We start from the raw sequence: 26,866 nt of genomic DNA on the forward strand, positions 1-26,866 counted from the left end.
CGCCGTCCCTCGGCTCACTTCGCGGCGCGGTCGAACAGCGCCTGGTCGAAGCGGATCGTGATCACCTCGGTGTCGTCGGGATTGCCCGGCAGGCGTCCGTCCTCGGTCGGGAAGTTCGAATCGATCGCCACCGCGAGCGTGTGCGCGTCCACCACCTCCACGCTCTCGATCGAGTCGAAGGGCATGCTGAAGCGGCCGGCCGCCACGTTGGGCAGCGAGCCGCCGATGCCCTTCGGGTCGGCGATGTCGAGCAGGTCGACCAGCAGCGTCTTCTTGAGCGCGCCGTCGGCATCCTTCACGTTGAGATCCACGAGGTAGAGGCGCTTGACCACCGCCTTGGTGCCGAACAGGCTGTCGCGCTCGATCAGCACGAAGCGGCTGCCGCCGACGTTCGTCATGTCGCCGATCACGATCTGGTTGTCCTTGGCCGGCCCGTCCTTCTTGTAGACCAGGGTCTTGCCGGTGTAGAGCATTGCGGCCGGATCGAACTCGAAGAAGTTCAGGTAGCGCTCGTCGTCGGCCACCGGGCGCAGCGACGCCAGCGAGGGCGCGGCTTCGGGCACGGCGTAGAGCCGGCTGCGGTCGGCGTTGAAGGCCAGGCTCTCGAAGCCGCGGCTCGACAGCGAGGTGGCGCTGACGGTGCCGGCCATCACCTCGGGGTGCGAGGGGCTGCGCAGGAAGGGATGCGGCACCGGGTCGGCCATCAGCGTGCCGTCCTTGTCGAAATGCAGGATGTAGGGGCCGAACTCCTCGCCGACGAAGTAGCTGCCGTCGGGTGCGCGCGCGATCGATTCCACGTCGAGGTCGAAGCCCGTGAGCAGCCGGCCGCTGCGGATGCGCGCATCGACCGCGATGCCGCTGTCGACCAGGGTGTTGCCCGACAGCGTCTGGTAGTTGGCGAAGTCGGCCGTGATCTTCAGATCCACGCCCTTGCCGTCCTTGAGGAAGCCCTTGGCATCGTTGAAGGCCACGTGGCGGTTGACCGTGATCGCGCCCGGGCGGCTGCTGCCGTCGGCCGTGGTGCGCAACGCGATGCTCACGTTGTAGAAGCCGATCACGAAGTCGGCCGAGTTGCCCTTGCTGCCATAGCCGTTGTCGGGCAGGGCGGTCCAGCTGCCGTCGTCGTTCTTCAGCAGTGCCGAGAAGCCCGGGATCGGCTGGCCGTTGACGAAGGGCGGCGCCACGCCGAGCGCGGCGGTGATGAACTGGCCCGAGGTCGGGCCGCTCCAGCGCGCCGTGTCGGACAGCGAGGCCCAGCCCGTGAGCTGGTGCGGCAGGCCCTTGCCTTCGGCCGCGGGCGGCGGGGCCGGCGGCGCGGGGGCCGGTGCCGGCGCGGGCGGCAGCACCGGGAAGGCAATGCCGCCGCCATCGCCGCCACCGCAGGCGGCGAGCAAAGCGATCGTGGACAGGGCCGCGGCGAGATGGCGCGACAGGACGGACCGCGCGAAGCGGCCGGACGTGATGGACATGGATGATCCCCCGGTTGTTGTGCCGCGGGAATCTAGAGAGCGGCGATGACAGTCCGGTGAAGGCCTTGCGCGCCGCAAGCGCGCTCGCTCAGAGCAGGCTCGAGATCCGCTGCGCCGCCTCGCGCAGCGCGGGCAGCATGCTGTCCTGCATCACCTTCGCGCTGGTGCGGTTGGCCTGGCCGCTGATGTTGAGCGCGGCCACCATGCGGCCCGCGCGGTCGACGATCGGCGCGGCCACCGAGATCAGGCCCTCCTCGAGCTCCTGGTTCACCAGGCACCACTGCTGGCGCCGCGCCTGCGCCACCTTGGCCAGCAGCGCGTCGATGTCGGTCACCGTGTGCTTGGTCAGCGGCTCGATCGCCGAGGCCTCGAGCCGCGCGCGCACCTCCTCGTCGGGCAGGTCGGCCAGCAGCAGCCGGCCCAGCGAGGTGCAGTAGGCCGGCAGCCGCGAGCCCACGCCGAGGCTGATGCGCATGATCTTCTGCGTCGGCACGCGCAGCACGTAGACGATGTCGGTGGCGTCGAGCACCGCGGCCGAGCACGACTCCTGCACCTGCTGCACCAGCGCTTCCATCACGGGCTCGGCGCGGTTCCAGATCGGCATCGACGACAGGTAGGCGAAGCCCAGGTCGAGGATGCGCGGCGTGAGCGTGAACAGCTTGCCGTCGCTGACCACGTAGCCCAGCGTCTGCAGCGTGAGCAGGATGCGGCGCGCGCCCGCGCGCGTGAGGCCGCTGGCGGCGGCCACCTCGCTGAGCGTCTGGTGCGGCGCGCTCGCGCTGAACGAGCGGATCACCTGCAGGCCGCGCGCGAAGGACTGCACGTAGCTGTCGCCGGGGGCGGGCGTCTCGGTGGGCGCAAGGGGGCGGGTTGCCATGGGTGTGGATCCTCTCTAGAATTCATTATACGAACAGATGTTCGATATACGAACAAAATAGATTTCCCAGGACGAGCAGCGACAACCCGTCCTCCCGCCTCTCCACCATCCTTCTTCGGAGACAGATCCATGATCGACAAGATCGCGCCCTCCATCGCCGACGCCCTCGCGGGCCTGGCCGATGGGGCCACCGTTCTCATCGGCGGCTTCGGCACCGCCGGCATTCCCGGCGAACTCATCGACGGCCTCATCGAACAGGGCGCGCGCGACCTGACGGTGGTCAACAACAACGCCGGCAACGGCGACACCGGCCTCGCCGCGCTGCTCAAGGCCGGCCGCGTGCGCAAGATCATCTGCAGCTTCCCGCGCCAGGCCGACAGCCACGTCTTCGACGCGCTCTACCGCAGCGGCCAGCTCGAGCTCGAGCTGGTGCCGCAGGGCAACCTGGCCGAGCGCATCCGCGCGGCCGGTGCCGGCATCGGCGCCTTCTTCTGCCCCACGGGCTACGGCACCGAGCTCGCGGGCAACCGCGAAACCCGCGAGATCAATGGCAAGCAGTACGTGCTCGAGTACCCGATCCACGGCGACGTGGCGCTGATCAAGGCCGAGCGCGGCGACCGCTGGGGCAACCTGGTCTACCGCAAGGCCGCGCGCAACTTCGGCCCGGTGATGGCCATGGCCGCGAAGAAGACCATCGCCACGGTGCACGACATCGCCGAGCTCGGCACCATGGACCCCGAAACCATCGTCACCCCCGGCATCTTCGTGCACAAGGTGGTGCGCATCGAGCGCGTCGCCACGCAGGCCGGCGGCTTCAAGAAGGAGGCATGACCATGAGCTACACCCGTCGCACCAAGGACCAGCTGGCCGCCCGCGTGGCGCAGGACATCTTCGACGGCGCCGTCGTCAACCTCGGCATCGGCCAGCCCACGCTGGTGGCCAACCACCTGCCGGCCGGCCGCGAGGTCATCCTGCACAGCGAGAACGGCATCCTCGGCATGGGCCCCGCGCCCGAGGCCGGCGAGGAGGACTACGACCTGATCAACGCCGGCAAGCAGCCGGTGACGCTGCTGCCCGGCGGCGCCTTCTTCCACCATGCCGACAGCTTTGCGATGATGCGCGGCGGCCACCTCGACATCTGCGTGCTCGGCGCCTTCCAGGTCTCGGCCACCGGCGACCTCGCGAACTGGAGCACCGGCGAGGCCGGCGCCATTCCCGCGGTGGGCGGCGCGATGGACCTCGCGATCGGCGCCAAGCAGACCTGGGTCATGATGGACCTGCTGACCAAGAAGGGCGAGAGCAAGATCGTCGCGCAGTGCAGCTACCCGCTGACCGGCATCGGCTGCGTGAAGCGCGTGTACTCCGACCTCGCCACGCTCGAATGCACGCCGCAGGGCCTGAAGCTGGTCGACAAGGTCGACGGGCTCGCGCATGCGGAGCTCGAGAAGCTCGTGGGCCTGCCGATCGCCGCCTGACGCGGACAGCCACATCCGTTCTTCACTTTCCGAGAGACAACACCATGACCAACCAAGCCTTCATCTGCGACGCCGTGCGCACTCCCTTCGGCCGCTACGGCGGCGCGCTCTCGAGCGTGCGCACCGACGACCTCGGCGCGGTGCCGCTCAAGGCGCTGATCGAGCGCAACAAGAACGTCGACTGGCAGGCCGTGACCGACGTGCTGTACGGCTGCGCCAACCAGGCCGGCGAGGACAACCGCAACGTCGCGCGCATGGCCTCGCTGCTGGCCGGCCTGCCGATCGAGGTGCCGGGCGCCACCATCAACCGCCTGTGCGGCTCGGGCCTCGATGCCGTGGGCAGCGCGGCGCGCGCCATCCGCGCCGGCGAGGCCGGCCTGATGATCGCGGGCGGCGTCGAGAGCATGAGCCGCGCGCCCTTCGTGATGCCCAAGGCCGAGAGCGCCTTCAGCCGCAACAACGCGGTCTACGACACCACCATCGGCTGGCGCTTCGTCAACAAGCTCATGAAGGCGCAGTACGGCGTCGACTCGATGCCCGAGACGGCCGAGAACGTGGCCACCGACTACAAGATCGAGCGCGAGGCGCAGGACCGGATGGCGCTGAACTCGCAGCTGCGCGCCGTGGCCGCGCAGAAGGCCGGCTTCTTCGACGCCGAGATCGTGCCGGTGAGCGTGCCGCAGAAGAAGGGCGATGCGATCGTCGTGAACAAGGACGAGCATCCGCGCGAGACCAGCCTCGAAGCGCTGGCCAAGCTCAAGGGCGTGGTGCGTCCCGACGGCACCGTCACCGCCGGCAATGCCAGCGGCGTGAACGACGGCGCCTGCGCGCTGCTGCTGGCCGACGAGGCCAGCGCCGCCAAGCACGGCCTCACGCCGCGCGCGCGCATCGTGGGCATGGCCACCGCCGGCGTCGCGCCGCGCATCATGGGCATCGGCCCGGCGCCCGCCACGCAGAAGGTGCTGGCGCTCACCGGCCTCAGGCTCGACCAGATCGACGTGATCGAGCTCAACGAGGCCTTCGCCGCGCAGGGCCTCGCGGTCCTGCGCCTGCTGGGCCTTTCGGACGACGACGCGCGCGTCAACGTCAACGGCGGCGCGATCGCGCTGGGCCATCCGCTCGGTGCCAGCGGCGCGCGCCTCGCGACCACCGCGGTCAACCAGCTGCACAAGAGCGGCGGCCGCTATGCGCTGTGCACCATGTGCATCGGCGTGGGCCAAGGGATTGCGCTGATCCTCGAGCGCGTCTGAGTCCGCGTCCCACCTGAACCGTACCCCCGTCGATCGATCAGCCACACCCGACAACAACAACCGCGCGATCGATCGACTTGAAGCCATCGGCTGCCGCACCCGCGGCCCGATGGCATTTTTTTCAACCAAAAAGGAGAAAGAGGATCATGGTTTCCACATCGAACAAGGCGCGCCGCGCCCTCGGCCTGGCCGCCTTCGCGCTGGCCGCGGCCGGCCTGCTGCCGTCCCTGGCCGCCGCGCAGGCGGCCTTCCCGAGCAAGCCGGTGCGCATCATCACGCCGTTCCCGGTCGGCGGCGGTCCCGACGGCGTGGCGCGGCTGGTGGCCGACAAGCTGTCGCGCGCCTGGGGCCAGCCGGTGGTGGTCGAGAACCGGCCCGGCGGCAATGGCTTCATCGCGATCGATGCCTTCAAGCGCGGCGCGAAGGACGGCCACGACATCATCGTGCTCGACAACGTGCACCTGGCCGCCTACCCGGCGCTGTTCAAGAAGCTGCCCTACGACACGGCCAAGGACTTCGACGCGCTGCTGCCGCTGTTCAAGACCTACTTCTTCTTCACCGTCGCCACCAACAGCAAGTACAAGACCGTGGGCGACCTGATCGCCGACGCCAAGGCCAACCCGGGCAAGCTCGACTACGGCTCGTGGTCGGTCGGCAACCCGGTGCATCTGGGCTCGGAGCTGTTCGAGTCGGCCACCGGCACGCAGATGGAGCACGTGATCTACAAGGAAACGACCCAGCTCTACACCTCGGTCGCCACCGGCGAGCTGGCCTTCGCGCTGGGCAGCAGCGCCACCGCCGGCCCGCTGCAGCGCGCCGGCAAGCTGCGCTTCCTGGCGGCCGCGGCGCCGCAGCGCGTGGCGGCCTTCCCCGACGTGCCCACCGTGAGCGAGTCGGGCGGCCCCAAGGGCTTCGAGGTGATCGGCTGGAACGCGATCGCCGTGCCCAAGGGCCTGCCGGCCGCGGTCACCGACAAGATCAAGCGCGACATCGAGAAGGGCCTGGCCGAACCCGACGTGCTCGAGAAGTTCAAGAGCTTTGGCTACGAGCCCTTCCCGACCACGCGCGAGCAGTTCAATGGCTTCGTCGCGGCCGAAACCACCCGTTTCACGGATGTCATTCGGAAAGCGAACGTATCGCTCGACTGAGCCTGCGTGACGCTGCGTACGCCCCTGGCGTACGCAGCGTGGGAGCGATTGGATTCACCGGATGAAGGCTTTACGGTCTCTTACCGAACAACGAAGTCTTTTGACTATTTCCTGAGCGCGTCCTACAGCGTGGTTCCGGGGGCGGGCGATATGGTTGCGGCCAATAACCAATCGCTCCTTTTTCCTCGATCTTGAGAAAAAACCACCACCACCACGCTGTCACACACCCCGCGCGCTCCAACCCTCCCGCCACCTTCTTCCCCTCCACCTTCAGGTTCTCCGCCGCGGCGCTTCTCGTCGCCGTGGCGTGGGCGGGTGCGAGCACGCAGGTCAGGGCGCAGGTCGAGCGGCCCGGTGCCGCGGCACCGGCCGCCCTCTCCGGGGCCGACAGACCGGGCGGCTATGACACCGCCGCGCACGACGCGCTCGTCGAACGCATCCGCGCCGGCAAGGCGACGCCGCGCGAAGCACTCGATGCGCTGCAGGCCTGGTTCCCGCGCGCCGCGACCGCGGCCCAGCGCGAGCGCATCGCGTCCGACGGCGTGGTGTGGGCGCTGCAGGCCGACGACCCACGGGAATCCGTGGGATGGGCGCGCGCCGTGCCGCTGGAGCGGCTCGCGAACTACGCCTTCGAGTCCGCGTTCATCGCCGCGCGCCGCGTCGACGACCGCATCCTGCAACTGCAGCTCACCGCGTTGCAGCCGGCGCAGCGCATCGTGCGGCGCGAGAACGCCTTCGCGCTCGAGGACCAGGGCTCGCTGACCGAGGCCCTGGCGCAGGCCGAGGCCGCCGAACGCGCCACGCCCGGCAGCTTCAGTGCCTTCGAGCTCGCGAGCCTGCGCCAGCAGGCACTGGGCCAGCGGCTGCGCTGGGCCATCGCGGAGCGCGACCAGCGTGGCGGCGAGGGCCCCGAGCGCTTCGAGGCCATCGATGCGCTGCTGCCGCTCTATCCGAACGAGCTGCAGGGCGCTTCCGATGCGGTGCAGCGCGCCACGCAGGCCAACGAGGCCGATGACCTCGAACGCTGGAAGGCGCTGTACCTGCGTCTCTATGCCGACCACCTGCTCGCCGTCTCCGCGCGCGGCCGCTTCCCCGAAGTGACCGCGGCCTACGAGCGCTGGCAGGTCGAGCATTCGCAGCAGCCGCTGCCCTACTACGCGCTGTCCGACGTGGCCGGCGCCTACCAGCAGCAGCGCCGCTCCGACCTCGCCGTGCCGATCTACGAGGAGGCGCTGCGCCGCGGCGGCGACGCCATCCCCGTGCCCAGCGACACCCACACCGGCCTGGTCTATGCCTACCTCGACACCGCGCGCTTCGAGGACGCCGAGGCCCTGCTGCAGAAGCTCGAGCAGGCCACGCCGCCGATGCTGCGGCTCACGCCCGAACAGGGCCGGCCCAATCCCGAGTACGCCGAGGTGCGCAACCTGCGCGCGCTCTACCAGCTTTACACCGAGCGGCCCTGGCAGGCCGAGACCAGCTTCCGCGGCCTCACCTCGCTCGCGCCGCTCAACGCGGGCTTCCGCTCGGGCCTGGCCGAGACCATGAAGCTGCGCGACAAGCCCGACGAGGCACTGGGCCGCTATCGCGAGACGCTGGTCGACCATCCGTGGGACGTGGCCGCGCGTGCCGGCTACGCGGGCGCGCTGTTCGATGCCGGCGAGATGCGTGCCGGCCGCGAACTGACCGAGAGCCTGCAGGCCGAGGCCCCCGAATCGATCGCCGTGCGCAATGCCGTCACGCAGCGCGACACGCTCTACGCGGCGCGGCTCGATATCGATGCCGACTACGGCCAGGGCCACGGCAGCAGCGTGCTGGCCGACCGCGACTGGCGCGTGGATTCGAAGCTCTCGTCGCCGCTGTGGGACGACCGCTGGCGCCTGTTCTTCCGCCAGGTGTTCGCGCGCGGCGACACCTCGCTGGGCAACATCGACCTGTCGCGCACCGGCGTCGGCGTGGAATACCTGCAGGGCCGCTGGCGCGCCAGCGCCGAGCTGCACCAGGCCGACAAGGGCCGCTACCGCACCGGCCTCGCGCTCGGCGTGGACTGGCGTGCCAGCGACAGCTGGCGCTTCTCGGCGCGCTTCGACTCGAACAGCCTCGACACGCCGTGGAAGGCGCGGCTGGCGAATGTCGGCGCGCGCTCGGCCGAGCTCGGCGCCACCTACGTGGTCAACGAGTCGCGCGCCTTCGAGGCCCGCTACCAGCGCATGGACTTCAGCGACGGCAACGCGCGCGACGGCTTCGGCCTGCGCTGGCGCGAGCGCCTTGTGAGCGGCCCGCGTTTCCAGCTCGAAGGCACGCTCTCCGGCGAGACCGGGCGCTACGACCGCCAGGACGTCGACTACTTCGCGCCGCGCAGCGAGAGCGCGCTGCAGGTCGGCCTGACCGGCAAGTACCTGGGCTGGAAGCGCGACGACCGCCGCTTCTCGCATGTGTTCGGCCTCGAGGCCGGCAGCTACCGCCAGCAGGGCTTCGGCGGCGGCGCGCTGTGGTCGCTGCGCTACGGCCACGAATGGGTGTTCGGCCGCTCGGCCACCCTGGCCTACGGCCTGGGCATCGCGAGCCATCCCTACGACGGCGTGCGCGAGCGCCGCCGCTTCGTCTATCTCAATCTGTCGGTGCCGTTCCAATGAAGAAGATGTTCATGACGACCAGCCTGGTCCCGCGGCTGGCCGCGCTGCTGTTCGCCACGCTGCTCGCCGGCGCCGCGCTGGCCCAGGGCCTGCCGCGCGCCACCGCGCTGCCGGCGCCCGATGCCGACGACGGCAAGAGTTTCCGCGCCATCGCGCTGCACGACGTGCGCCACAACGTGCGCGAGAGCTTCGTCGACGAGCCCGAACCCACCGCGCTCGACGAGCGCACCGTGGCCGACTTCTTCGCCTGGCTGCGCAGCTCGGGCCACCATCCTGTGAGCCTGCAGCAGATCGTCGATGCGCGCGCCGGCGGCCGGCCGCTGCCCTCGAAGGCCGTGCTGCTGACCTTCGACGACGGCTACGAGAGCTTCTATACCAAGGTCTATCCGCTGCTGAAGCAGTTCGGTTATCCGGCCGTGATGGCACTCGTCACGGGCTGGCTCGAGGTGCCGCCGGGCCAGGTGGTCAGCGGCTACGGCGCGCGCAACCCGTTGAAGCGCGAGGCCTTCATCACCTGGAGCCAGGCGCGCGAGATGGGCGCCTCGGGCCTGGTCGAGTTCGCGAGCCATGGCGACGCGATCCACACCGGCGTGCCCGGCAATCCGCAGGGCAACCTGCAGCCCGCGGCCGTCACGCACCGCTACGACAGCGCCACCGGCCGCTACGAGGACGATGCGGCCTGGGTCGCGCGCGTCGAGGCCGATCTGCGCCGCAGCCGCGGCCTGATCGAGGCGCAGACCGGCACCCGCGTGCGCGCCATGGTGTGGCCCTACGGCGCCTACAACAAGCAGACGCTGCGCGCGGCCGACCGCGCCGGCATGCCGATCACCCTGACGCTCGACGAGGGCGCGAACACGCCCGAGGTGCCGCTGCAGACCATCCGCCGCGGCCTAGCCACCTACGACATGTCCGTGCCCGACTTCAGCCTGCTGCGCGCCCCCGCGCGGCCCGATCCGCGCGCGCTGCACCGCGCCATGCACATCGACCTCGATCACATCTACGACCCCGATCCGGCGCAGCAGGAGGCCAACCTCTCGCGCCTGCTCGACCGGGTGCAGGCCGTCGGCCCCTCGGCCGTCTACCTGCAGGCCTTCGCCGATCCCGACGGCGACGGCGCGGCCGATGCGCTGTACTTCCCGAACCGGCACCTGCCGATGCGCGCCGACCTGTTCAACCGCGTCGCCTGGCAGCTGCGCACGCGCACCGGGGTCGAGGTCTATGCCTGGATGCCGGTGCTCGCGTTCCAGCTGCCCGCGAACCACCCGCTGGACGATGTGCGCGTGACGCACCTCGCACCCACGTCGGCCGCGGCGCGCGACCAGACGCGCTACCACCGGCTCTCGCCGGCCGATGCGCGCGTGCGCGCCCTGATCGGCGACATCTACGAGGACCTCGCGAAGAACACGCCGATCGCGGGCCTGCTGTTCCACGACGACGCCACCTACAGCGACGACGAGGACGCCAGCCCCGCGGCATTGCGCGAACTTGCCGCGCAGGGCCTGCCGGCCGACCTCGCCGCGGTGCGCGCCGATCCCGCGCTGCGCGCGCGCTGGACCGCGTGGAAGACGCGCCAGCTCACCGACTTCACGCTCGAGCTCGCGCAGCGCGCCCGTGACTGGCAGCCGCGCCTGCTCACCGCGCGCAACCTCTATGCGCGCCCGGTGCTCGAGCCGGCCGCGCAGGAGTGGTTCGCGCAGGACCTCGCGCAGTCGCTGCAGGCCTACGACTACACCGCCGTGATGGCGATGCCCTTCATGGAGCAGGCGGCCGATCCGCAGGCCTGGCTGGCGGCGCTGTTCCGCCAGGTGGCGGCGCAGCCGCAGGGCCTGGCGCGCACCGTGTTCGAGCTGCAGGCGCGCGACTGGCGCAGCGGCCGCATGGTCGACAAGGACACGCTGGCCGCGCAGTGGACCCTGCTGCACCGGCTGGGCGCGCGCCATGTCGCGCTCTATCCCGACGACTTCCTCGCGGGCGAGCCGCCGCTGGTGACGGTGCGCGACATCCTCTCGGTGCGCGCCAACCTCGCGGGCGGCAAGGTCGACGGCCTCGAGACGCCGCCGGCGCTCGCGCCCGCCAAGCCGGCCCCGGCCTCCGCGCCGACCGCACCGGGAGCCGCGCGATGAACCCCGAATTCTTCGGTTCCGACGTGGTGCGGGCCCTGCTCAACTACGTCTTCTACTACCCCTTCCTCGCGGCCTATGTCTGGATGGCCGGCGGCCTCGCGCATGCGCTGGTGTTCGAGCGCGGCCGCCACCGGAAGATCGATCCGCTGCCGCTGCTGCCCGAGCAGCCGCTGGTCAGCGTGATCGTGCCCTGCTTCAACGAAGGCGAGCGCGTGCAGGAGGTGATCGAGCAGCTGATGCGCAGCCACTACCCGAACTACGAGGTCATCGCCGTCAACGACGGCAGCAGCGACGACACCGGTGCCATCCTCGATGCGCTGGCCACGCGCTACGGCCAGCTGCGCGTGGTGCACCACGCCACCAACCAGGGCAAGGCGGTGGCGCTCAACACCGCGGCGGTGCTGGCCAACGGCGAGTACATCCTCGGCGTGGACGGCGATGCGCTGGTCGACCCCGATGCCATCGCCTGGATGCTGACCCACATGCTGCATTCGGAGCGCGTGGGCGCCGTCACCGGCAACCCGCGCATCCGCGGCCGCACCACCCTGCTTGGGCGCATGCAGGTGGGCGAGTTCTCCTCCAACATCGGCCTCATCAAGCGCACCCAGCAGCTGGCCGGTCGGCTGTTCACGGTCTCGGGCGTGCTCTCGATGTTCCGCCGCAACGCGCTGCTCGACGTCGACTTCTGGAGTCCCGACGTCATGACCGAGGACATCGACATCAGCTGGAAGCTGCAGCTCAAGGACTGGCGCGTGCGCTACGAGCCGCGCGCGCTGTGCTGGATCCTGATGCCCGAGACCGTGCGCGGCCTCTACCGCCAGCGCCAGCGCTGGGCCACCGGCGGCATCCAGACCCTGCTGCGCTACACGGGCCAGGTGATCAAGCCGCGCAACTTCATGATGTGGCCGGTGTTCCTCGAGTACCTGGCCAGCGTGGTCTGGGCCTACGCCATGTTCGCGGTGCTGGTGCTCGCGCTGGTGCGGCGCTTCCTGCCGCCCGAGTGGCAGTACGTGGGCTTCTGGCCCGAGTGGCACGGGATGCTGCTGGGCATCACCTGCATGCTGCAGATGGGCGTGAGCCTGTGGATCGACCGCCACTACGACCGCGACATCCTGCGCTACCTGGTCTGGACCATCTGGTATCCGCTTGCCTTCTGGATGATCAACATGTTCACCACGGTCGTGGCCTTGCCGGCCACGATCCTGCGGCGCAAGGGCAAGCGCGCCCGGTGGACCAGCCCCGACAGAGGAGTGATAGCGAATGAACGATCGACTGCATCCGTCCGTGCCATCGAGCATGAATGAAGACTTGGGCCCCGCCCCGCCCCGGCCCAACGGCAAGGCGCCGCCGCGCGAGCGCGAATGGGCCGAGCCGCAGGGCGAGGTGCCCGTGCTCGATGCCGCGCGCATGCCGCTGAGCGCCTTCATGCGGCACAAGACGCCGCAGGGCGCGCTGATCATGTTCGTGTGGCTGCGCATCGCGCGGCCGCTGCTGCTGGCCGCGTTCTGGGTCGGCGTGGTGTTCTACGCCTGGCGCCACTTCTTCCAGGTCTGGCGGCCGGTGGAGGGCGCGAACCTGCTCACGCTCTACGCCCTGTCGGTGCTCGGCATCTTCGCGCTGATGCTGCTGCTCGCACCGGTGCGCCGGCGCGCCATCGCCGACGAGGAGACGCGCGGCCGCTCGCCCGACAGCACCGTGGCCCAGCTGGCCGAATACACTTCGCTGGCGCCGCAGCGCCTCACGCTGTGGCAGCGCGCGCGGCGCCTGCTGGTGCAGCACGACCGCGACGGCCGGGTGACCGACGCGGCCGACCTCGACACCGAACCCGCGATGCTCACGCCTTCGGGCACGGCGGTGCGAAAGCGCCGCGCCTGATGCCGCATCGATCCACCCCGGGACACGGACATTTCGAATCCGGCCACCCGGCCGCTGCGTACGCATGCCCATGAAAAAGACAGAAGTGATGGCGACGGCGATGGAGATGGCGAGAAAGGGGCTGGGCTTCGCGCCGGCGCTCGCGATCGAGCAGATCGCCGAATTGATCGCGCAGGAGGACCCGGCGGACGAGCTCTACGACAGCAAGGTCGAGCGGCTGCTCAAGCTGGCGGCCTGCATCTGGAGCCTGCGGCGGGATGTGGTGACGCCGCCCGGAGAGGGCGGACGGCTGCTCTGAGCGGCCGTCCGGGACACCGGGTCTACAGGGCGTCGAGGATTTCCTTGCGCTTCTTCTCGTACTCCTCCTCGGTGATGTCCTTGCGCTCCCGCAGCGCCTTGAGCTGATCGAGCCGCTCGGAGGTCGTGCCCCGCTGCCGTTGCGCGGGCGCTCCAGTGAAGGAAGTTTCGCGCAACGCAGCCTGCATGCGCAGCAGCGCATCCTCCATGGCGCGTCGGCCGGCGAAGCCGTGGTCGAAGAGCCGTTCGGAGGTCTCGGCGCTGCCGAAGCCCACCACGCGGGGACTGGCGACCAGCGTGCCCGCGGGATCGCGGATCTGGCTCGTCAGGTCGACGGAGAAGCTCGTGGGCGGCCAGGTGAACAGGCCGGAGCCGCCCGAGGTCGTGACGATCGTGGGCACGATGACGTAGTGGACGCCGCTGCTCGCCGTTTCCGCGGGGTTGGCAATGGACGGCAGCTTCACGATGTCCGAGAACACGTTCGAGAGCATCTTCTCGAAGCCCGCATCGATGTCGCGGTAGGGGAAGTACCGGATGTTGTCCCCGCCGCCGCCCGGTGTCGTGACTTCCATGTCGGCGAGGGCCGTGGGGATGTGATAGCCCACACGCAGCGGCATCGGCGCGGGCGCGTCCGCGCCGCGCGCGAGGCGCGCCTGATCGGGAACGACGGCGATCGGATGGGCGCAACCGGCGAGGACCGTGATGGCCAGCAGGGCGAGCCAGGCTTTGAAGGAGTGCAGGGTCGATGTCATGGTGCGCGGAGTTTAGGGGCGCGCCGGCACCGCCTGCGCCGTACGCCACCGCGCGGGCGTGGTTCCTTCCCAGCCGCGGAACGCGCGCGTGAACGAATTCAGCTCCTCGAAGCCCAGCACGAAGGCGATCTCGCCGGCTTCGAGCTGCGTGTCCTCGAGCAGTTGCCGCGCGGCCTGGTGGCGCACCTCGTCGAGCAGCCGCTGGTAGCTGGTGCCGGCCTCCTCGAGCCGGCGCTGCAGCGTGCGCGTGCTCACGCAGAGTTCGGCCGCCACGGTCTGGATGCTCGGGCGCTCGCCGCGCAGGGTGCGGCCCAGCACGGCGCGCGCCTGGTCGACCAGCGAGCCGGCCGGGGTCTGCGCGGCCAGCGCGGCCTCCAGGCCGGGCAGCAGCACCGCGAGCAGGTCCTGGTTGTGGGTGACGAAGGGCTGCGCGAGCAGCGCCTCGTCGAACACGATGAGGTCGGCCGCGGCGCCGAAGCGCGGCGCGCAGCCGAAATGCGCGCCCAGCATCGCGGCCTGCGCGCTCGTGTGCGCGCGCACCAGCTCGACCCGGCGCGGCACCACGCGGGTGCCGGTGCCGCGCCGCGCGAGCTCGAGCACCGAGGCGAAGGTGCCGTCGGTCAGCAGCTGCGGCGAATGGCCCTCGACCAGGAACCAGTGGAAGCGCACGCGGACCTCGCCGTCGCTGCGCTCGATGCGGATCACCTCGGGGCAGGTCAGCCGCTTGAAGCGCGACAGCCGCTGCAGCGCCTCGCCGAAGTTCGGCGAGTGCAGCGCCGCGATCGAGGCGATGTCGTAGTGCTCGGTCGCGCCCTCGGCGCCGATGCGCAGGCCCAGCGCGGGATTGGGGTTCATCGCGGCCAGCGCGTCCCACACGGCGAACATCTGCCGCGTCGTGATGCGCGCCTTGCCGCTCGCGAACAGGTCGGCCGGCAGGCCCGCGCGGCGCAGCATCGACTGCGTGTCGAAGCCCAGCAGCCGCAGCCGCTGCTGCATCACGGCGGGCACGACGATCAGGTCGGGCGGGCGCTGGGTCATCGCCGGTCGTCGCCCGCCGCGAGGTGGATCGCCGCGCGGATGCGCGGATAGGTGCCGCAGCGGCAGATGTTGCCGCTCATCGCGGCGTCGATGTCGGCATCGCTGGGCTTCGGCGTGTGGCGCAGCAGCGCGCAGGCCGACATCAGCTGGCCGCTCTGGCAGTAGCCGCACTGCACCACGTCGAGTTCGGTCCAGGCGCGGCGCAGCGCGTCGATCTCGGGGCCCTTCACGCCCTCGATGGTCGACACCGCGCGGCCCTGCACGGCCGACAGCGGCGTGGCGCACGAGCGCACCGCCTCGCCGTCGAGCATCACGGTGCAGGCGCCGCACAGCGCCTTGCCGCAGCCGAACTTGGTGCCGTTCATGTGCAGCTCGCCGCGCAGCACCCACAGGAGGGGCGTGTCGTCCTCGGCCGTCACCGCGACGGGGCGGCCGTTGATCTGGAGCGTGGTGGTCATGGGGTTCCTTCCTTTTCTATCGTGCCGTGCGTTCAGGCCAGGCGCAGCGGCAGCGAACGCAGCCGCTGGCCGGTGAGCGCGAACACCGCGTTGGCCACGGCCGGCGCCACCGGCGGCGTGCCCGGCTCGCCCACGCCCGTGGGCGGCGCGCTGCTCGGCACGATCGCGATCTCGATCTGCGGGCATTCGTTCATGCGCAGCGGCGCGTAGTCGTGGAAGTTGCTCTGCTGCACCTGGCCGCGCTCGATGGTGATCTCGCCGTGCAGCGCGGCCGAGAGGCCGAACACGATCGCGCTCTCCATCTGCTGGCGCACCAGGTTCGGGTTCACGGCCAGCCCGCAGTCGACCGCGCAGTACATGCGCCGCACGCGGATCTGCCGCTCGGGCGTCAGCGAGACCTCGGCCACCTGCGCCACCACGCTGCCGAAGCTGCGGTGCAGTGCGAGGCCGCGCGCGCGGCGCGTGCCGTCGGCCTCGGGCGCCAGCGGCGTGCCCCAGCCCGACATCGCCGCCACCCGTTGCAGCACCCCCAGGTGCCGCGCCTCGGCCGGGCTGCCCGCCAGCAGCGCGCGGCGAAACGCCACCGGGTCCTGGCCCGCGGCATGCGCGCATTCGTCGATGAAGCTCTCGGTGAAGAAGCCGTTCTGCGAATGGTTGACCGAGCGCCAGATGCCGACCGTGACCGCCGACTCCATCGTGCGGTGCGCCACGCGCGCATTGGCGAAGCGGTAGGCGGTGGTGGCCGTGCCCTCGGCCGCCGCGCTCAGGAAGGCCGGCGAGCCCAGGCTCGAGCCCGCGGTGTCGACGCGCCAGGCCACCAGCCGGCCCTGCGCATCGAAGCCGGCCTTGCTGCGCGCCACGTAGGCCGGGCGGTAGTAGTCGTGCGCCATGTCCTGCTCGCGCGACCACATCAGCTGCACCGGCATGCCGTCCGTCTCGCGCGCCAGCGCCGCTGCCTGCATCACGAAGTCGCCGAGGTAGCGGCGCCCGAAGCCGCCGCCGAGGTAGGCCAGCCGGATGTCGACCTTCGCGGCCTCGATGCCCAGCACCTTGGCGATGCCGCCGCGCAGCATGCCCGGCCCCTGCACGCCGACCCAGACGGTGGCCGCGCCGTCCTTGAACTGCACGGTGCAGTTCATCGGCTCCATGGTGGCGTGCGCGATGAAGGGCACGCGGTACTCGGCCTCGATGGTGCGCTCGGCGCTCTTCATCGCGGCGTCGGCGTCGCCGGTCTCGAGGTGCACGTCGGCCTGGTCCGGCGCATCGAGGCTCTGCGCGAGCTGGTCGATCAGCGCGCGGCTCGACAGGCTGGCGGCCGCGCCGTGGTCCCAGTCGATCGCGACCTTGTCGAGCGCGCGCATCGCATGCCAGGGCGTGTCGGCGATCACCGCCACCGCGCCCGAGGTCATGCCGCCCGAGCCCAGGCCGCCGCCCACCGGCGCGAGCGCCACCACCTTGCGCACGCCGGGCATCGCGCGCGCGGCCGTGTCGTCGAAGCGCGCCACCCGGCCGCCCAGCGTGGGGCACATCGCGAGCGTGGCGTAGAGCAAGCCGTCGGGCGGCAGCGCATCGAGCCCGTAGCGCGCCGAGCCGTCGAGCTTGGGTGCGCTGTCGAGGCGGTGCACCGGCCGGCCGATCAGCGTGTAGCGCGAGGGATCCTTGAGCGTCGGCTGCGCGGGCAATGGCAGCGTCGCCGCGCGCGCCGCCAGTTCGCCGAAGCGCGCGCTGCGTTGCGAGGCCGGGTGCGACACCCGGCCGGCCGCCACCTCGCATTCGGCCGCCGGCACGCCCCAGGCCGCCGCCGCGGCGCCCACCAGCATCGCGCGTGCCGAGGCGCCGGCCTCGCGCAGCGGCGTCCACTGGTCGACGATGCCCGACGATCCGCCGCTGCCCCAGAGCCCGGGCACCTCGCGCAGCAGCTTGCTGACCACGTGGCGGGTGCCGCGCTTGAGCGCGCCGTCGTCGTCGGGCTTGAACATCGGCAGGTTGTCGAGCAGTGCCGCCTGGTTGTTGTAGATCGGGTCGTAGCCGGCCTGCTCGAGCCGCAGCTGGGCGAGGTCGGCATCCATCTCCTCGGCCAGCAGCATCGCCAGCCCGGTGTGGATGCCCTGGCCCATCTCGGCCGCGGCCATCATCAGCGTGACCGTGTCGTCGGGCGAGACCTTGACCCAGCCGTTCAGAGCCACCTGGCCACTGGCCATGGCAGGCAGCGGCTCGGCGGTGGTCAGCCGCTGGCGCGTGGGCGAGGCGGACCAGCCGACGACCAGCGCACCGAGGGTGGCGGCCGTGCCGAGCAGGAAATGGCGGCGTTTGAGGGCGGGCATGGGGCGGACTCCGTGCGGCTTCGAGCGGCCGCGATGGGCGGGAGTGTGCGCGGCGCACCGCGGCCTTGCCAATCCGATGGCGCCAATCGAACGGCGGATCGCGCCAGCCGGCGGGCCCGGCCGGGCCGGGTCCGTGCGTCGACCCGGTGTTTTCGGCCGGCCGGCGGTTTTTTTGAGCCCCGGCTCCGCGGCGCCTGTGAGCTAGGACACATTTGTCACCAGAAAGTTAATGCGGGTTGCTACCGGGATCCGTAGTATTCATTTCGGTTTAAGCATCTCATGCGCAATCCGCATAACGGCCCGTTTTCGAACGTGCAACGGCCGACCTCGCGTCGGCAGTGGAACCACCCCAGCGTGTTGCGGTTCGGCGAACTTACCTAGCGGAGGAAACCAGATGGCCGTACGTGATCGCGTCACCAGCCCCGTGGCGCTTGCCTTGCCGACGCCAAGGCCCGGTCATGTCGTGCGGTCCATCGTCGCGCCCATGGTCGCTCGCCTGCGGGCGGGCTTCGACGGGATCCGGCGCCCGAACCTGGCCGCGCCGCGCCATGCGCCGCCGTTCGCGCCGCGTGGCGGGCCGCGCGAAGGGCCCGTGGCGCAGTTCCCCGCTCCATCGGCGCCCCTGCCGTCCGGCACCGGCGCGCCGGTGCGGGCCTGCGCCTTCGTCTTCATCGCGAACCTGCCGCAGCTCATGGAGGTCTACGGCGCCGAGTTCGCGCTGCACGCCAGCATCGAGATCAAGTACCGCCTGCTGACGAGCTTCGTGAGCGTGGCCGACGCCGACCTCGCCATGCTGCGGCACGACTGCTTCCTGCTGTGGAGCAACTCGGCGTTTCCGGTCGAGGACGCGCAGGCGCGGCAGGGCGCCTCGGCCCGGCTCGAGAGCCTGCTCACGGGCCTCGGCGGCATGCCGGTGCAGCTGCGCGACACGCGCGCGCTGGTGCAGCTGCACGTGGGCTGGAGCGACGCGCCCAGCCCGGGGCGCATGAGCCAGGCCGAGGTCGAGCTGCGGCTGTGGGCCGCGCAGCCGGCGCCCGACTTCCAGCTCGCGCAGACCGAGGGCTGGCAGCGGCTCTACCGCGAAGACATGGAAGTCGCGCTGCAGGTCAGCGACGCGCTGCATGCGCGGCGCCTCGCGATCGAATGGCATCCCGTGGTGGGGGCGCCGGCACAGGCCGCCGCCTTCGCGGCGCCGCTCTATCACGAGGCACGCTTCCACATCGAGGGCGAGCCGCATGCCGCCGCCGCGCTGCGCTCCGAACTCTTCATGCCCTGCCTGCAGCGGCTGGGCCTGGTGCGCACCTTCGACCACCTCGCGGCCGGCCGCGTGGTGCGGCAGCTGCGCCTGGGCGGCACCGTGCGCCTGGGCCTGAGCATCTCGGCGCAGAGCGCGCGGCGCGACCACTGGTGGGCCTCGCTGATGGTGCTGCTGCGGCGCGAGCCCGAGCTGGCGGCGCGCCTCGTGGTCGAGATCGCCGGCGAGCCCACGCTGCCCGATCTCGAATCGGTGCGCGACTTCTGCCTGCAGCTCCAGCTCTGCGGCTGCCGCGTCGCCATCAAGCATTTCGGCGGCGACTCCGGCAACCTCGCCGCGGCCAAGGTCTGTCGGCCCGACATCATCAAGCTCGACCCGGTCTTCATCCGGCGCGCGCGCGAGGACCGCTTCGGCCGCGAGCTGCTCGAGGAAATGCTCGCGCTGTGCGGCAGCTTCGCGCCCTCGATCGTGGTCGACGGCATCGAGCGCGAGGAGGACATCCGCATGGCGCTCGACGCCGGCGCCGAGTGGCTGCAGGGCTGCGGCATTCCCGCCGGCGCGCCGTTGCACGAAGGCACGCTCGCGCGCGGCCCCGGGGGGCGCGCGTGAATCCTCCCTCGCCCGACTTCCATCTGCAGCTCGCGCGGCTGGGCGCACAGATCGACGTTTTGCAGCACACGCTGCAGGAGGTCATGCGCCACGGCGTCCTGCTGCAGGGCGAGCGCGCGCGCGAGAAGCTGCTGGCGCGCGACCAGTACCTGGCGCTCGAGGCCGCGATCCGCGAGCAGGAGCTGCGCGATTCGCCCGCGCTGCGCGCCGTGCGTTCGGTGTGCGCGGCGTGCGCGACGGGTGCGCGGGCGCAGGCCGATGGCGCGCTGCCCGATGGCGCTAGAAGCACGGAGGACGCGGAGGGCTCCGATGACTCGGATGACGCCGACCGCGCGCGACCTCGTGGCGTGCCGGACTCCTTCGCCTAGCGCCGGCATCCGTCCGTGGCGCGGTGCGCCCCTTCCGTCGCCCGCGCACACGGCCGCCATCCCGGCCGCGCCATTCCCCCTGCCTCCCGCTCGGGCCACCCTGCATGTCCCGCCCCGGGGAAGCGAATCGGATGGAGCCTGTTTCCGACCATGTATCTGCATTCCCTTTTTCGAAACGTCCCGGCGGCGGAGCGCGTGGCGCTGGTCGCGCGCAGCGAATTGCGATCCTTCCGACGCAACGAGACCGTGCTGCGGATGGACGAGTGGACCGACAAGGTCTACTTCGTCGCCTCGGGACTGCTGCGCGTGGTGGTCGGCGGCAACGGCGGCAGCGCGGCCGTCACCACCGACTTCGTGCGCCCGCGCGACCTGTTCCTGAGTCCCACGCTCGACGAGGCGCGCTACCAGTCGATGGCCAACCTCGTGGCCGCGCTGCCGAGTTCGGTCTACCTCATTCCCGCCGCGGCCCTGCACGACATCTGCGCCCGGCATCCGTCGGTGGCGCTCGAGCTGCTCGAGCTCACCGTCAAGCGCATGACCATCATCCGCAGCCAGCTGCGCCGCATCTCCTCGCTGACCTCCGAGACTTTGGTCGCGCGCGTGCTCTACGAACTGACCCAACTCGCGCCGGCCGACACCGGCGGCTTCGACAAGCGCATCTCGCAAGCCGTGATCGCGTCGTATGCGGGGCTGTCGCGCGAGGTCGTCAACAAGACCATGCGCGAGATGGAGAATCGCGGCCTGCTGTGGAAGGACGAGCACGGCATCCACGTGGTGGCCGATTTCGCATCGACCGACCATGGCAGTTTCGAGTCGCTCGAGCCGCACTCGGCGGCCGACGAACGCGAGGGCGACACGCCTTTCATCGCGCCCGACGAACTCGATCTGCTGCGGACCGCGGGCGAGCGCGGACCGGGTGCGAAGTGAGGCGATGCACGCACCGTGCATGGCCGTTGTTTTCCGCCCGCCTGTTTGGGGCGAGCTGTGAACCGCCACACAGTTGCGATGCGATCGCGCGTGCGTCGCGAGGGCTCGATTCCTAGCATCGAAACCATGCGGCGATCCGTGCGATTCGAGCCCTCGCCGCGATCACGGATTGCGCACCTCTCGAGGCTTTCATGAGTTCCATCTTCTCCGCTTGCAACTGCAGCATCCACTACCTCGGCCGCGTCCAGCGTTCGGGCTGGATGCGGTTCTTTCCCTGGATGCGGCTGTACCAGTGCGCGAACTGCAAGAAATTGCAGTTGTTGCCGCAGAAGGAGGTGGATCGGGCGAAGGCGGCGTATGGGAGCCGGGTGACCTACGGGAAGGGCGGCCGTGACGCGACACCGTCTACTACAGCACCGCGCGCCTGACCATCCTTCCGTGGAATGAGGCGTGGAGCGGGTGCAACGGTCATCGAGAAATCACCGCAGCCTGGTAGGCGCATCTCCCGAGCTTCGATCGTCTCCCTTGTAAGATTTGGACTACAAATTCAAATGGAGCGAGGAGAGTCTCATGAAGGAAGTTCGCAGGCTGTCGCCGATCATGCTCGGCGCGTTGGTGATGCTCACGGCGTGTGGTGGTGGAGGAGGGGGTGGGGGCGGTGGCTTCCCGATGCTCCCCGCGGCGCCTCCGCCGAGCGCCGCCGGACCCGCGCCGGCACCGGCGCCTTCGGATCCGGGGCCGGGTCCGACCGATCCCGAAACGAATCCGCCGGAGCGTCCGATGGTGACGACGCCCTATTCCTTCAAGCTCGGGAGTGCGAACGCCCTGGACTTCAAGGCACTCTTGGCCGAACTCCAAAGTCCCGAGATGGCCGGCCGCCTTTCCGATCTCACGATACCGATCAGGGCAACGCCATCCCCCGAAGGCCGCGCCATCTATCGAGGCCAGGAGAATGCCCCCGCGTATCTGCATCGTGGGGTGTCGGCGCAGGATGCAACCAGCCTGGCCACTCTTCAGTCACAGGGGGCGGACGGCTATCGGGTCATCGCCAGTTCCTTGGCGGTGGATGCGGGATCGTTCATGACCATCTTCAGCAAGGACACCAGCAAGGACATCCGGTACGAATACGTCGATGCGGGCGCGCTGCCGCAGACGAGCGCGGAAGCGGCAAGCTTCCTCGAGTCCCTGAACAAGTTCGGGCAGCAGGGATACTGCGCCACCAGTGCCACGATCACCCGCAACGGCAACCAGGTGTCGATCACGATGTTGCTCGGCCGCGAGAAACCGACCACCGCGCGGTGCTCCTTCGAGATCCTTCCCACGACGCCCACCTATGCCGGTTTCATCGCGCAGGGGAATGAGAAGGGCGCGAACGGCGGCAAGTTCAGTGCCGCCCTCGGCATCGACGGCACACCCAAAGTCCTGTTCGTACGAGACGACGCCCAGAAATCGACGTTCAAGTACTACGCCACGGAATACACATCGACGGCGGAACCGGGCAGCATCGAGCAGGCAGGCGATTTCGTGAAGATCCTGAATCGCGAGGGCGCGCTGGGCAGCAGGCCTTTCCAGCAGTACCAGGAAAACAATCGCTACTACATGATCTTCACCACCTCGTACGACTGCAAGGGCCTTCTCTGCTGAAGCGGCAACGGGCGTCCCGCGAGACGCCCGTTGCCATCTTCCCGAGCCTGTGCCGTCAGCAGGCCGGGGCCTGATCGCAAGCCGCCCGCCGCAAGGCCTTCGCCTTCCTTTCCAGTGCGGGATCCCACTGACCCAGGTGCGCGAGAAAGTCGTTGGTCACCAGCTCCAGCGTTCCTTGCTCCGTGTCCCAGGTCAGCACATCGGGTTCATTGCCGGCGCGTCGGCTGAAGGTCCTTCGCGTGGGTGGACCATGGCGTGTCTCCAGCGTCCTGGCCAGTTCCTGCAACTGCGTTGCATCGAGTGCCTTGAACGGGGTCTCGCTGCGAGGCGTCCTGGCATGCAGCGGGGTCTCGACGGCGTAGAGCAGGTCTTCGATGAACGCATAACGCGCCACGGTGAAGCCCTCGAAGTCGACGCCCGCCACGTCGACCAGCACGATCCCGGGCACGCTGCGGCGCACGTGATAGTCGGCCAGACCGCTGCCGCCGACGCCCATGGTTCCCGATCGGACGATCCTGCTGCCTTGCGCGATCCAGGCGAGTTCGGCTTCCTGCCGGGTCGTCTTGCCCAGCGTGAGCGCGATCGGCGATGACGGCGCGGGCAGGTCCCCGATGTTTTTCGTGCGCGCGAGGCTGGCCAGGTTGCGATCGGTGGTCGACGGCGCCCGGGCAGGCGACAGCACCGAGAGTTGCGCGCGGCCCTGGCCGGCAAGAACGAGCAGGCAGGCGGCGAGGCACAGGCGTGCCCACGGGTGGCGGGCAAGGGTGGTGTCTTGCGTGCGGCGGGTGGATGGCTTCATGGACCAGGAAAGGGAGAAGAGGCCCCCGATGCGGGGCGCGGCCGATTCTCCGCTCCCGTCGCCGCGCCGATGCCCTGACTAGCAGAACCTGCCCAACTCGGCTGGCGCGCTCCCCGGCAACCTGCGCGCGCCCGGGGGATGTCATCGGTTCGCCTTACAGGAGGACTACCGTGATTCAGGGTTTCCCCTAGAAGAAAACCCTGTCCAAACAACTCCTCTGACATCCAACCGACATGAAGACCTCTTACCAACTCGCCCTCGCGGCCGCTTTTGCCGTGATGGCCGTGGCCTCCGTCCAGGCCCAGACCACGGGCGGCCGCAGCCGCGAAGCCGTCGAAGCCGAAGCCATTGCCACGGCCCACGCGCCCGACCAGAACGTGACCCGCGGCTCGCGCGGCCCCGAAACGGTGAAGCCGATGGCCGACGCCGATGCGATGTACCAGCAGGCCGTGGCCACCGCCCACGCGGCCGACCAGAACGTGACCCGTGGCTCGCGCGGCCCGGAAACGGTGAAGCCGATGGCCGATCCCGCGAAGGTCTACAACGAAGCCGTGGCGGCCGCCTCGGCGCCCGACCAGAACGTGGTGAGCGGTTCGCGCGTGAACAGCAAGGTGATCTCGACGATGCAGAACCCGGCGCTGACCGCGGCGCAGGGCAAGTAAGAAACGGGGGACGACTGGGCCGAGAGCCCGGTGTTTCCTCAGGCGAAGGAGGTGCGCGGCGGCATGCCCGAGGCCATGCGCCGCAGCATGGCGTTCTGCCGCGCCTCCTCGGCGTCGCGCAGGCTCTTGGCGGCGCGCGCCGCGACATAGCTCACGTACAGCGTCTCGATGGCGCGGCCCCAGTCGTGGGCCTTCTGCGAAACCCCCTCGGCCTTCACCGGCGAGCCCGTGACGACGTGCGTCGACAGGTCGTCCTCGGGGCGCGCGGGCACGTCGATGCCGGCCTTGCCGAGGATGGCGGCTTTCTGAACGATGGTGAGCATGCGTGGGTCTCCCTGTGTGCAATGCCAGATTAACGGCCGTTCGCGCGGCGCGCCATCCGTCGCTTGACGTATGCGCGCGCCATCGCGAGGCGCCGACTGGCCATAAGCACTAGGCGTGCCATGCAGTCATAGGTCTACAGCGAGGCTTCGGCCAATGACGACTGCCACACCAGCGTGGCGGCGGTCAGGTCCTCGAGCGCGCTGCCGACGGCCTTGAAGACCGTGCGCTCGTCGCTGTCGGGCCGTGTGCGGCCGCCGCATTCGCCGCGGCACAGCGCGGCCAGCGTGCCCTGCACCGCCTCGGCGCGCAGGGAGCCGGCCGCGATCGCGTCGAGCAGGTCGCCGGCCTTCGTCAGCGCCTCGGGCGTGTCGATGAAGGTGCGCGCGTGCGCGAAGCACTGCGCATCGGCCTCGCGCATGGCGGGCGTGAAGCTGCCGATCAGGTCGAGGTGCGAGCCCGGTGCGAGCCATTCGCCGCGCACCAGCGGCGCGGTGGCCAGCGTGGCGCAACTGACGATGTCGGCCTGCCGCACGGCGGCCTCGAGGCCCTCGGGGCCCGGCGCCGCTGCGCGTGCGCCTGCCCAGCCCTGCGCGCGCCATTGCGCGGCCAGCGCCTCGGCGCCCTCGGGGCGGTGGTTCCACACCGTCACCTCCTCGATGGGCCGCACGCTCGCATGGGCCGCGGGCAGCATGCGCGCGATGCGGCCGGTGCCCAGCACCAGCAGCCGCCGCGCATCGCCGCGCGCGAGGAAGGAGGCGCCGAGGGCAGAGGCGGCGGCCGTGCGGTGGGCCGTGAGCTCGTCGCCGTCCATCAGCGCGAGCGGCACGCCGGTGCGCGCGTCGTACAGCACGTAGGTGGCATGCAGGCCGGGCAGGCCGCGCGCGCCGTTGCCCGGGAAGATGTTGATGGTCTTGATGCCGAGAAAGCCGGCCTCGCTCCAGGCCGGCATGATCAGCACGGTGCCCTTGTCGCCGCTCGCGTTGTCGATGGCGTGCACGTGGCGCTGCGGCACCTGGGCCTCGGCCGCGAAGGCGGCGCGCAGCGCGGGTACGAGGCGCTCGAAGCCCAGCGGGGCGCGGGTGGCGGTGGCGTCGAAGTGCTTCATCGGGCGGGCGGGGTGGGTGCGATGGGGGCGGTCGCCAGCGCGGCTTCGAAGAACCCGGCGAGCGCGCGCTGGTAGGTGGTGCCGAAGCGGGCCTCGCTCATCGGCTCGAGATGGCCGGCGCCTGGCACCTCGATCAGCCGCTTGGGCTCGCGCGCATCGGCCAGCAGGCGCCGCGAGTGGTCGACGGGGATCACGGCATCGGCCGTGCCGTGGATCAGCAGCAGCGGGATCGGCGAGAGGGCGGCCACGTACTTCGAGGCGGCGTAGCCGTCGCCCACGAGCAGGCCGGCACCCGAGACCTTGTCGTTGGCGATCGACGAGTACGAATAGAAGGTCGATTCGATCGCCACCGCGCGCACGCCGACGCGGTTGCCCACGCCCACGGCCGCGATCGCATTGGTGCCGCCGAGGCTCTGGCCGAACACCAGCAAGCGCGCGGGATCGACGTCGACGCGCGAGCGCACGTGGTCGATGGCGCTGCCCGAGTCCTCGAACACGCCGCGGGGCTCGGGCTTGCCTTCGGAGTCGCCGTAGCCGCGGTAGTCGAACACGAACACGTTGAAGTCCTGCTTCGGCAGCCAGGCGACGAAGCGCCAGTGCGAGGACATGTTCTGCGCATTGCCGTGGAAATGGATCACCGTGCCCTTGGCCTCGCGCGGATCGGCGCGGCCCGCGGCCGGAATGAACCAGCCGCTGAGCGCGGTGCCGTCGGTGCTCTGGAAGCGTACGCGTTCGTAGCGCAGGCCCAGCGCGTCGGGCGTTTCGTAGCGCACGCGGTCGGGGTAATAGAACATCGACTCGACGCAACCGCCGAGCAGCAGCAGCGGCAGCGCGAGCAGCGCGCGGCCGGCCAGGCGCGCGAGACGGCGTGGAACGCTCATGACGCGGCGGCGCGGCTTTCCGCCAGCATGTTGCAGAACAGCGCGCCCTGCTCGATCGCATCGTCGAGCGCCACGTGGGTGTGCGGCAGGCCGGGGTCGAACCAGCGCCGCGGCATCGCGCGCTTGGTGCTGTCGCGGTAGTCGGTCTTCAGCAGCGCCATGGCGAAGGACTTGACGTCGAGCGCCGAATGGCTGAACGGGCTCTCGCCCGCGAAGCGCGTCAGGTACCAGTAGACGAACAGGAAGTCGAAGCCCGCCGGGTAGGCCACGAAGACGGGGCGCGCCTTGAGGCCCTTGAGCCAGGCCACGTAGTTCTTCATCGCGTGCGCGGGCTCCTGCAGGTCGCTGCGGCAGGCGGCCCAGGCTTCGGGCTGCGTCCGCCACCACGCGGCGGTCTTCGGGTCGGCCTCGGCGCCGGGCAGGGTGTGCAGGTTGGCGCTGAAGGTCGACACCAGCTTCTTGTCGGCCGTGTAGGCGGCCGAGCCGAAGCTCAGCATCGAATGCGGGCCGGGGATGGGGCCGTCGGATTCGACGTCGGTGCTGATGTAGATCTCTGTCATGGGTTCGATGCTT

26 protein-coding genes are annotated in these 26,866 nt (G+C 70.4%); 15 read left to right on the forward strand and 11 right to left on the reverse strand.

Annotated features, from left to right (window positions below; genetic code table 11):
* Window positions 1-14: 14 nt before the first annotated feature.
* Window positions 15-1,469, reverse strand: coding sequence for an esterase-like activity of phytase family protein (locus AC07RV_RS35810; RefSeq protein ID WP_296788074.1), 1,455 nt, complete (start codon window positions 1,467-1,469; stop codon window positions 15-17).
* 88 nt (window positions 1,470-1,557) lie between these two features.
* On the reverse strand, window positions 1,558-2,346 hold the full coding sequence (locus AC07RV_RS35815) for an IclR family transcriptional regulator domain-containing protein (RefSeq protein ID WP_093347615.1): 789 nt from the start codon (window positions 2,344-2,346) through the stop codon (window positions 1,558-1,560).
* Window positions 2,347-2,475: 129 nt separating this feature from the next.
* Between AC07RV_RS35815 and AC07RV_RS35820 the strand changes: the two genes are divergently transcribed.
* The 9 genes from AC07RV_RS35820 to AC07RV_RS35860 all read left to right on the forward strand — a co-directional run bounded on the left by AC07RV_RS35820 (window position 2,476) and on the right by AC07RV_RS35860 (window position 13,148).
* Window positions 2,476-3,177, forward strand: a complete 702-nt coding sequence (locus AC07RV_RS35820) for a 3-oxoacid CoA-transferase subunit A (RefSeq protein WP_093347614.1) — start codon at window positions 2,476-2,478, stop codon at window positions 3,175-3,177.
* Window positions 3,178-3,179: 2 nt separating this feature from the next.
* On the forward strand, window positions 3,180-3,821 hold the full coding sequence (locus AC07RV_RS35825) for a 3-oxoacid CoA-transferase subunit B (RefSeq protein WP_296788078.1): 642 nt from the start codon (window positions 3,180-3,182) through the stop codon (window positions 3,819-3,821).
* 44 nt (window positions 3,822-3,865) lie between these two features.
* A complete protein-coding gene (pcaF, locus tag AC07RV_RS35830; protein WP_093347612.1) occupies window positions 3,866-5,071 on the forward strand; it encodes a 3-oxoadipyl-CoA thiolase in 1,206 nt (401 codons plus the stop codon).
* Between the two features lie 146 nt (window positions 5,072-5,217).
* On the forward strand, window positions 5,218-6,219 hold the full coding sequence (locus tag AC07RV_RS35835; RefSeq protein WP_093347611.1) for a Bug family tripartite tricarboxylate transporter substrate binding protein: 1,002 nt from the start codon (window positions 5,218-5,220) through the stop codon (window positions 6,217-6,219).
* A 302-nt stretch (window positions 6,220-6,521) separates the two neighbouring features.
* Window positions 6,522-8,852, forward strand: coding sequence for a poly-beta-1,6 N-acetyl-D-glucosamine export porin PgaA (gene pgaA, locus AC07RV_RS35840; protein WP_296788084.1), 2,331 nt, complete (start codon window positions 6,522-6,524; stop codon window positions 8,850-8,852).
* Window positions 8,853-8,863: 11 nt separating this feature from the next.
* The gene (gene pgaB, locus AC07RV_RS35845) at window positions 8,864-10,975 is read left to right on the forward strand and encodes a poly-beta-1,6-N-acetyl-D-glucosamine N-deacetylase PgaB (RefSeq protein WP_296788086.1); all 2,112 of its coding nucleotides are present in this window, start codon (window positions 8,864-8,866) and stop codon (window positions 10,973-10,975) included.
* Window positions 10,972-12,279, forward strand: a complete 1,308-nt coding sequence (pgaC, locus tag AC07RV_RS35850; RefSeq protein WP_296788091.1) for a poly-beta-1,6-N-acetyl-D-glucosamine synthase — start codon at window positions 10,972-10,974, stop codon at window positions 12,277-12,279. Before pgaB ends, pgaC begins: the two co-directional genes overlap by 4 nt.
* Window positions 12,272-12,850 carry a poly-beta-1,6-N-acetyl-D-glucosamine biosynthesis protein PgaD gene (gene pgaD, locus AC07RV_RS35855; RefSeq protein ID WP_296788093.1) on the forward strand — a complete coding sequence of 193 codons (579 nt, stop codon included), beginning with the start codon at window positions 12,272-12,274 and terminating at the stop codon, window positions 12,848-12,850. Before pgaC ends, pgaD begins: the two co-directional genes overlap by 8 nt.
* A gap of 70 nt (window positions 12,851-12,920) precedes the next feature.
* On the forward strand, window positions 12,921-13,148 hold the full coding sequence (locus tag AC07RV_RS35860; protein WP_296788096.1) for a hypothetical protein: 228 nt from the start codon (window positions 12,921-12,923) through the stop codon (window positions 13,146-13,148).
* Between the two features lie 22 nt (window positions 13,149-13,170).
* On the opposite strand, the gene AC07RV_RS35865 is transcribed toward AC07RV_RS35860, so the two are convergent.
* The 4 genes from AC07RV_RS35865 to AC07RV_RS35880 are packed head-to-tail and all read right to left on the reverse strand — an operon-like array spanning window position 13,171 to window position 17,719.
* Window positions 13,171-13,899: a hypothetical protein gene (locus AC07RV_RS35865; RefSeq protein ID WP_296788098.1), complete on the reverse strand. Its 729-nt coding sequence runs from the start codon at window positions 13,897-13,899 to the stop codon at window positions 13,171-13,173.
* Between the two features lie 12 nt (window positions 13,900-13,911).
* Entirely contained in the window at window positions 13,912-14,937 is a 1,026-nt protein-coding gene (locus AC07RV_RS35870; protein WP_296788101.1) for an AraC family transcriptional regulator, read from the reverse strand.
* Window positions 14,934-15,395, reverse strand: a complete 462-nt coding sequence (locus AC07RV_RS35875; RefSeq protein WP_093347584.1) for a (2Fe-2S)-binding protein — start codon at window positions 15,393-15,395, stop codon at window positions 14,934-14,936. The genes AC07RV_RS35870 and AC07RV_RS35875 overlap by 4 nt, the downstream gene beginning before the upstream one ends.
* A gap of 32 nt (window positions 15,396-15,427) precedes the next feature.
* Window positions 15,428-17,719, reverse strand: coding sequence for a xanthine dehydrogenase family protein molybdopterin-binding subunit (locus tag AC07RV_RS35880; RefSeq protein WP_296788107.1), 2,292 nt, complete (start codon window positions 17,717-17,719; stop codon window positions 15,428-15,430).
* A 394-nt stretch (window positions 17,720-18,113) separates the two neighbouring features.
* Here AC07RV_RS35880 and AC07RV_RS35885 point away from each other — a divergent pair, with 394 nt between their 5' ends.
* The 5 genes from AC07RV_RS35885 (at window position 18,114) to AC07RV_RS35905 (ending at window position 22,522) form a co-directional block, all read left to right on the forward strand.
* On the forward strand, window positions 18,114-19,583 hold the full coding sequence (locus AC07RV_RS35885) for an EAL domain-containing protein (RefSeq protein ID WP_492715566.1): 1,470 nt from the start codon (window positions 18,114-18,116) through the stop codon (window positions 19,581-19,583).
* Entirely contained in the window at window positions 19,580-19,951 is a 372-nt protein-coding gene (locus AC07RV_RS35890) for a hypothetical protein (protein ID WP_296788113.1), read from the forward strand. Before AC07RV_RS35885 ends, AC07RV_RS35890 begins: the two co-directional genes overlap by 4 nt.
* 150 nt (window positions 19,952-20,101) lie before the next feature.
* Complete coding sequence (locus AC07RV_RS35895) at window positions 20,102-20,878, forward strand: Crp/Fnr family transcriptional regulator (RefSeq protein ID WP_444852598.1); 777 nt, start codon at window positions 20,102-20,104, stop codon at window positions 20,876-20,878.
* A gap of 191 nt (window positions 20,879-21,069) precedes the next feature.
* The gene (locus AC07RV_RS35900) at window positions 21,070-21,306 is read left to right on the forward strand and encodes a hypothetical protein (RefSeq protein WP_296788116.1); all 237 of its coding nucleotides are present in this window, start codon (window positions 21,070-21,072) and stop codon (window positions 21,304-21,306) included.
* A 142-nt stretch (window positions 21,307-21,448) separates the two neighbouring features.
* On the forward strand, window positions 21,449-22,522 hold the full coding sequence (locus tag AC07RV_RS35905; protein WP_296788118.1) for a hypothetical protein: 1,074 nt from the start codon (window positions 21,449-21,451) through the stop codon (window positions 22,520-22,522).
* A 55-nt stretch (window positions 22,523-22,577) separates the two neighbouring features.
* Here the strand turns inward: AC07RV_RS35905 and AC07RV_RS35910 are convergent, their stop codons facing one another.
* Window positions 22,578-23,321, reverse strand: coding sequence for a hypothetical protein (locus tag AC07RV_RS35910; protein ID WP_296788121.1), 744 nt, complete (start codon window positions 23,319-23,321; stop codon window positions 22,578-22,580).
* A gap of 233 nt (window positions 23,322-23,554) precedes the next feature.
* Between AC07RV_RS35910 and AC07RV_RS35915 the strand changes: the two genes are divergently transcribed.
* A complete protein-coding gene (locus AC07RV_RS35915; protein ID WP_296788123.1) occupies window positions 23,555-23,983 on the forward strand; it encodes a hypothetical protein in 429 nt (142 codons plus the stop codon).
* Window positions 23,984-24,021: 38 nt separating this feature from the next.
* Here AC07RV_RS35915 and AC07RV_RS35920 read toward each other — a convergent pair whose 3' ends face one another.
* The 4 genes from AC07RV_RS35920 to AC07RV_RS35935 all read right to left on the reverse strand — a co-directional run bounded on the left by AC07RV_RS35920 (window position 24,022) and on the right by AC07RV_RS35935 (window position 26,853).
* Window positions 24,022-24,306, reverse strand: coding sequence for a hypothetical protein (locus tag AC07RV_RS35920; RefSeq protein WP_296788126.1), 285 nt, complete (start codon window positions 24,304-24,306; stop codon window positions 24,022-24,024).
* A gap of 134 nt (window positions 24,307-24,440) precedes the next feature.
* On the reverse strand, window positions 24,441-25,412 hold the full coding sequence (gene lhpI, locus AC07RV_RS35925; RefSeq protein ID WP_296788128.1) for a bifunctional Delta(1)-pyrroline-2-carboxylate/Delta(1)-piperideine-2-carboxylate reductase: 972 nt from the start codon (window positions 25,410-25,412) through the stop codon (window positions 24,441-24,443).
* Window positions 25,409-26,293 (reverse strand): alpha/beta hydrolase, encoded by an 885-nt coding sequence (locus AC07RV_RS35930; RefSeq protein ID WP_296788131.1) that lies wholly within the window; start codon window positions 26,291-26,293, stop codon window positions 25,409-25,411. Before AC07RV_RS35930 ends, lhpI begins: the two co-directional genes overlap by 4 nt.
* On the reverse strand, window positions 26,290-26,853 hold the full coding sequence (locus AC07RV_RS35935) for a 3'-5' exonuclease family protein (RefSeq protein WP_296788134.1): 564 nt from the start codon (window positions 26,851-26,853) through the stop codon (window positions 26,290-26,292). Before AC07RV_RS35935 ends, AC07RV_RS35930 begins: the two co-directional genes overlap by 4 nt.
* Window positions 26,854-26,866: the final 13 nt, after the last annotated feature.

This window comes from Variovorax sp. GW821-FHT09B01, assembly GCF_059418345.1.

What these genes read in the sequence shown, in the direction of transcription:
- AC07RV_RS35810 (WP_296788074.1), bottom strand. Translation starts at nt 1,469, where the DNA reads ATGTCCATCACGTCCGGCCGCTTCGCGCGGTCCGTCCTGTCGCGCCAT.
- AC07RV_RS35815 (WP_093347615.1), bottom strand. Translation starts at nt 2,346, where the DNA reads ATGGCAACCCGCCCCCTTGCGCCCACCGAGACGCCCGCCCCCGGCGAC.
- AC07RV_RS35820 (WP_093347614.1), top strand. Translation starts at nt 2,476, where the DNA reads ATGATCGACAAGATCGCGCCCTCCATCGCCGACGCCCTCGCGGGCCTG.
- AC07RV_RS35825 (WP_296788078.1), top strand. Translation starts at nt 3,180, where the DNA reads ATGAGCTACACCCGTCGCACCAAGGACCAGCTGGCCGCCCGCGTGGCG.
- pcaF (WP_093347612.1), top strand. Translation starts at nt 3,866, where the DNA reads ATGACCAACCAAGCCTTCATCTGCGACGCCGTGCGCACTCCCTTCGGC.
- AC07RV_RS35835 (WP_093347611.1), top strand. Translation starts at nt 5,218, where the DNA reads ATGGTTTCCACATCGAACAAGGCGCGCCGCGCCCTCGGCCTGGCCGCC.
- pgaB (WP_296788086.1), top strand. Translation starts at nt 8,864, where the DNA reads ATGACGACCAGCCTGGTCCCGCGGCTGGCCGCGCTGCTGTTCGCCACG.
- pgaC (WP_296788091.1), top strand. Translation starts at nt 10,972, where the DNA reads ATGAACCCCGAATTCTTCGGTTCCGACGTGGTGCGGGCCCTGCTCAAC.
- pgaD (WP_296788093.1), top strand. Translation starts at nt 12,272, where the DNA reads ATGAATGAAGACTTGGGCCCCGCCCCGCCCCGGCCCAACGGCAAGGCG.
- AC07RV_RS35860 (WP_296788096.1), top strand. Translation starts at nt 12,921, where the DNA reads ATGAAAAAGACAGAAGTGATGGCGACGGCGATGGAGATGGCGAGAAAG.
- AC07RV_RS35865 (WP_296788098.1), bottom strand. Translation starts at nt 13,899, where the DNA reads ATGACATCGACCCTGCACTCCTTCAAAGCCTGGCTCGCCCTGCTGGCC.
- AC07RV_RS35870 (WP_296788101.1), bottom strand. Translation starts at nt 14,937, where the DNA reads ATGACCCAGCGCCCGCCCGACCTGATCGTCGTGCCCGCCGTGATGCAG.
- AC07RV_RS35875 (WP_093347584.1), bottom strand. Translation starts at nt 15,395, where the DNA reads ATGACCACCACGCTCCAGATCAACGGCCGCCCCGTCGCGGTGACGGCC.
- AC07RV_RS35880 (WP_296788107.1), bottom strand. Translation starts at nt 17,719, where the DNA reads ATGCCCGCCCTCAAACGCCGCCATTTCCTGCTCGGCACGGCCGCCACC.
- AC07RV_RS35885 (WP_492715566.1), top strand. Translation starts at nt 18,114, where the DNA reads ATGGCCGTACGTGATCGCGTCACCAGCCCCGTGGCGCTTGCCTTGCCG.
- AC07RV_RS35895 (WP_444852598.1), top strand. Translation starts at nt 20,102, where the DNA reads ATGTATCTGCATTCCCTTTTTCGAAACGTCCCGGCGGCGGAGCGCGTG.
- AC07RV_RS35900 (WP_296788116.1), top strand. Translation starts at nt 21,070, where the DNA reads ATGAGTTCCATCTTCTCCGCTTGCAACTGCAGCATCCACTACCTCGGC.
- AC07RV_RS35905 (WP_296788118.1), top strand. Translation starts at nt 21,449, where the DNA reads ATGAAGGAAGTTCGCAGGCTGTCGCCGATCATGCTCGGCGCGTTGGTG.
- AC07RV_RS35910 (WP_296788121.1), bottom strand. Translation starts at nt 23,321, where the DNA reads ATGAAGCCATCCACCCGCCGCACGCAAGACACCACCCTTGCCCGCCAC.
- AC07RV_RS35915 (WP_296788123.1), top strand. Translation starts at nt 23,555, where the DNA reads ATGAAGACCTCTTACCAACTCGCCCTCGCGGCCGCTTTTGCCGTGATG.
- AC07RV_RS35920 (WP_296788126.1), bottom strand. Translation starts at nt 24,306, where the DNA reads ATGCTCACCATCGTTCAGAAAGCCGCCATCCTCGGCAAGGCCGGCATC.
- lhpI (WP_296788128.1), bottom strand. Translation starts at nt 25,412, where the DNA reads ATGAAGCACTTCGACGCCACCGCCACCCGCGCCCCGCTGGGCTTCGAG.
- AC07RV_RS35930 (WP_296788131.1), bottom strand. Translation starts at nt 26,293, where the DNA reads ATGAGCGTTCCACGCCGTCTCGCGCGCCTGGCCGGCCGCGCGCTGCTC.
- AC07RV_RS35935 (WP_296788134.1), bottom strand. Translation starts at nt 26,853, where the DNA reads ATGACAGAGATCTACATCAGCACCGACGTCGAATCCGACGGCCCCATC.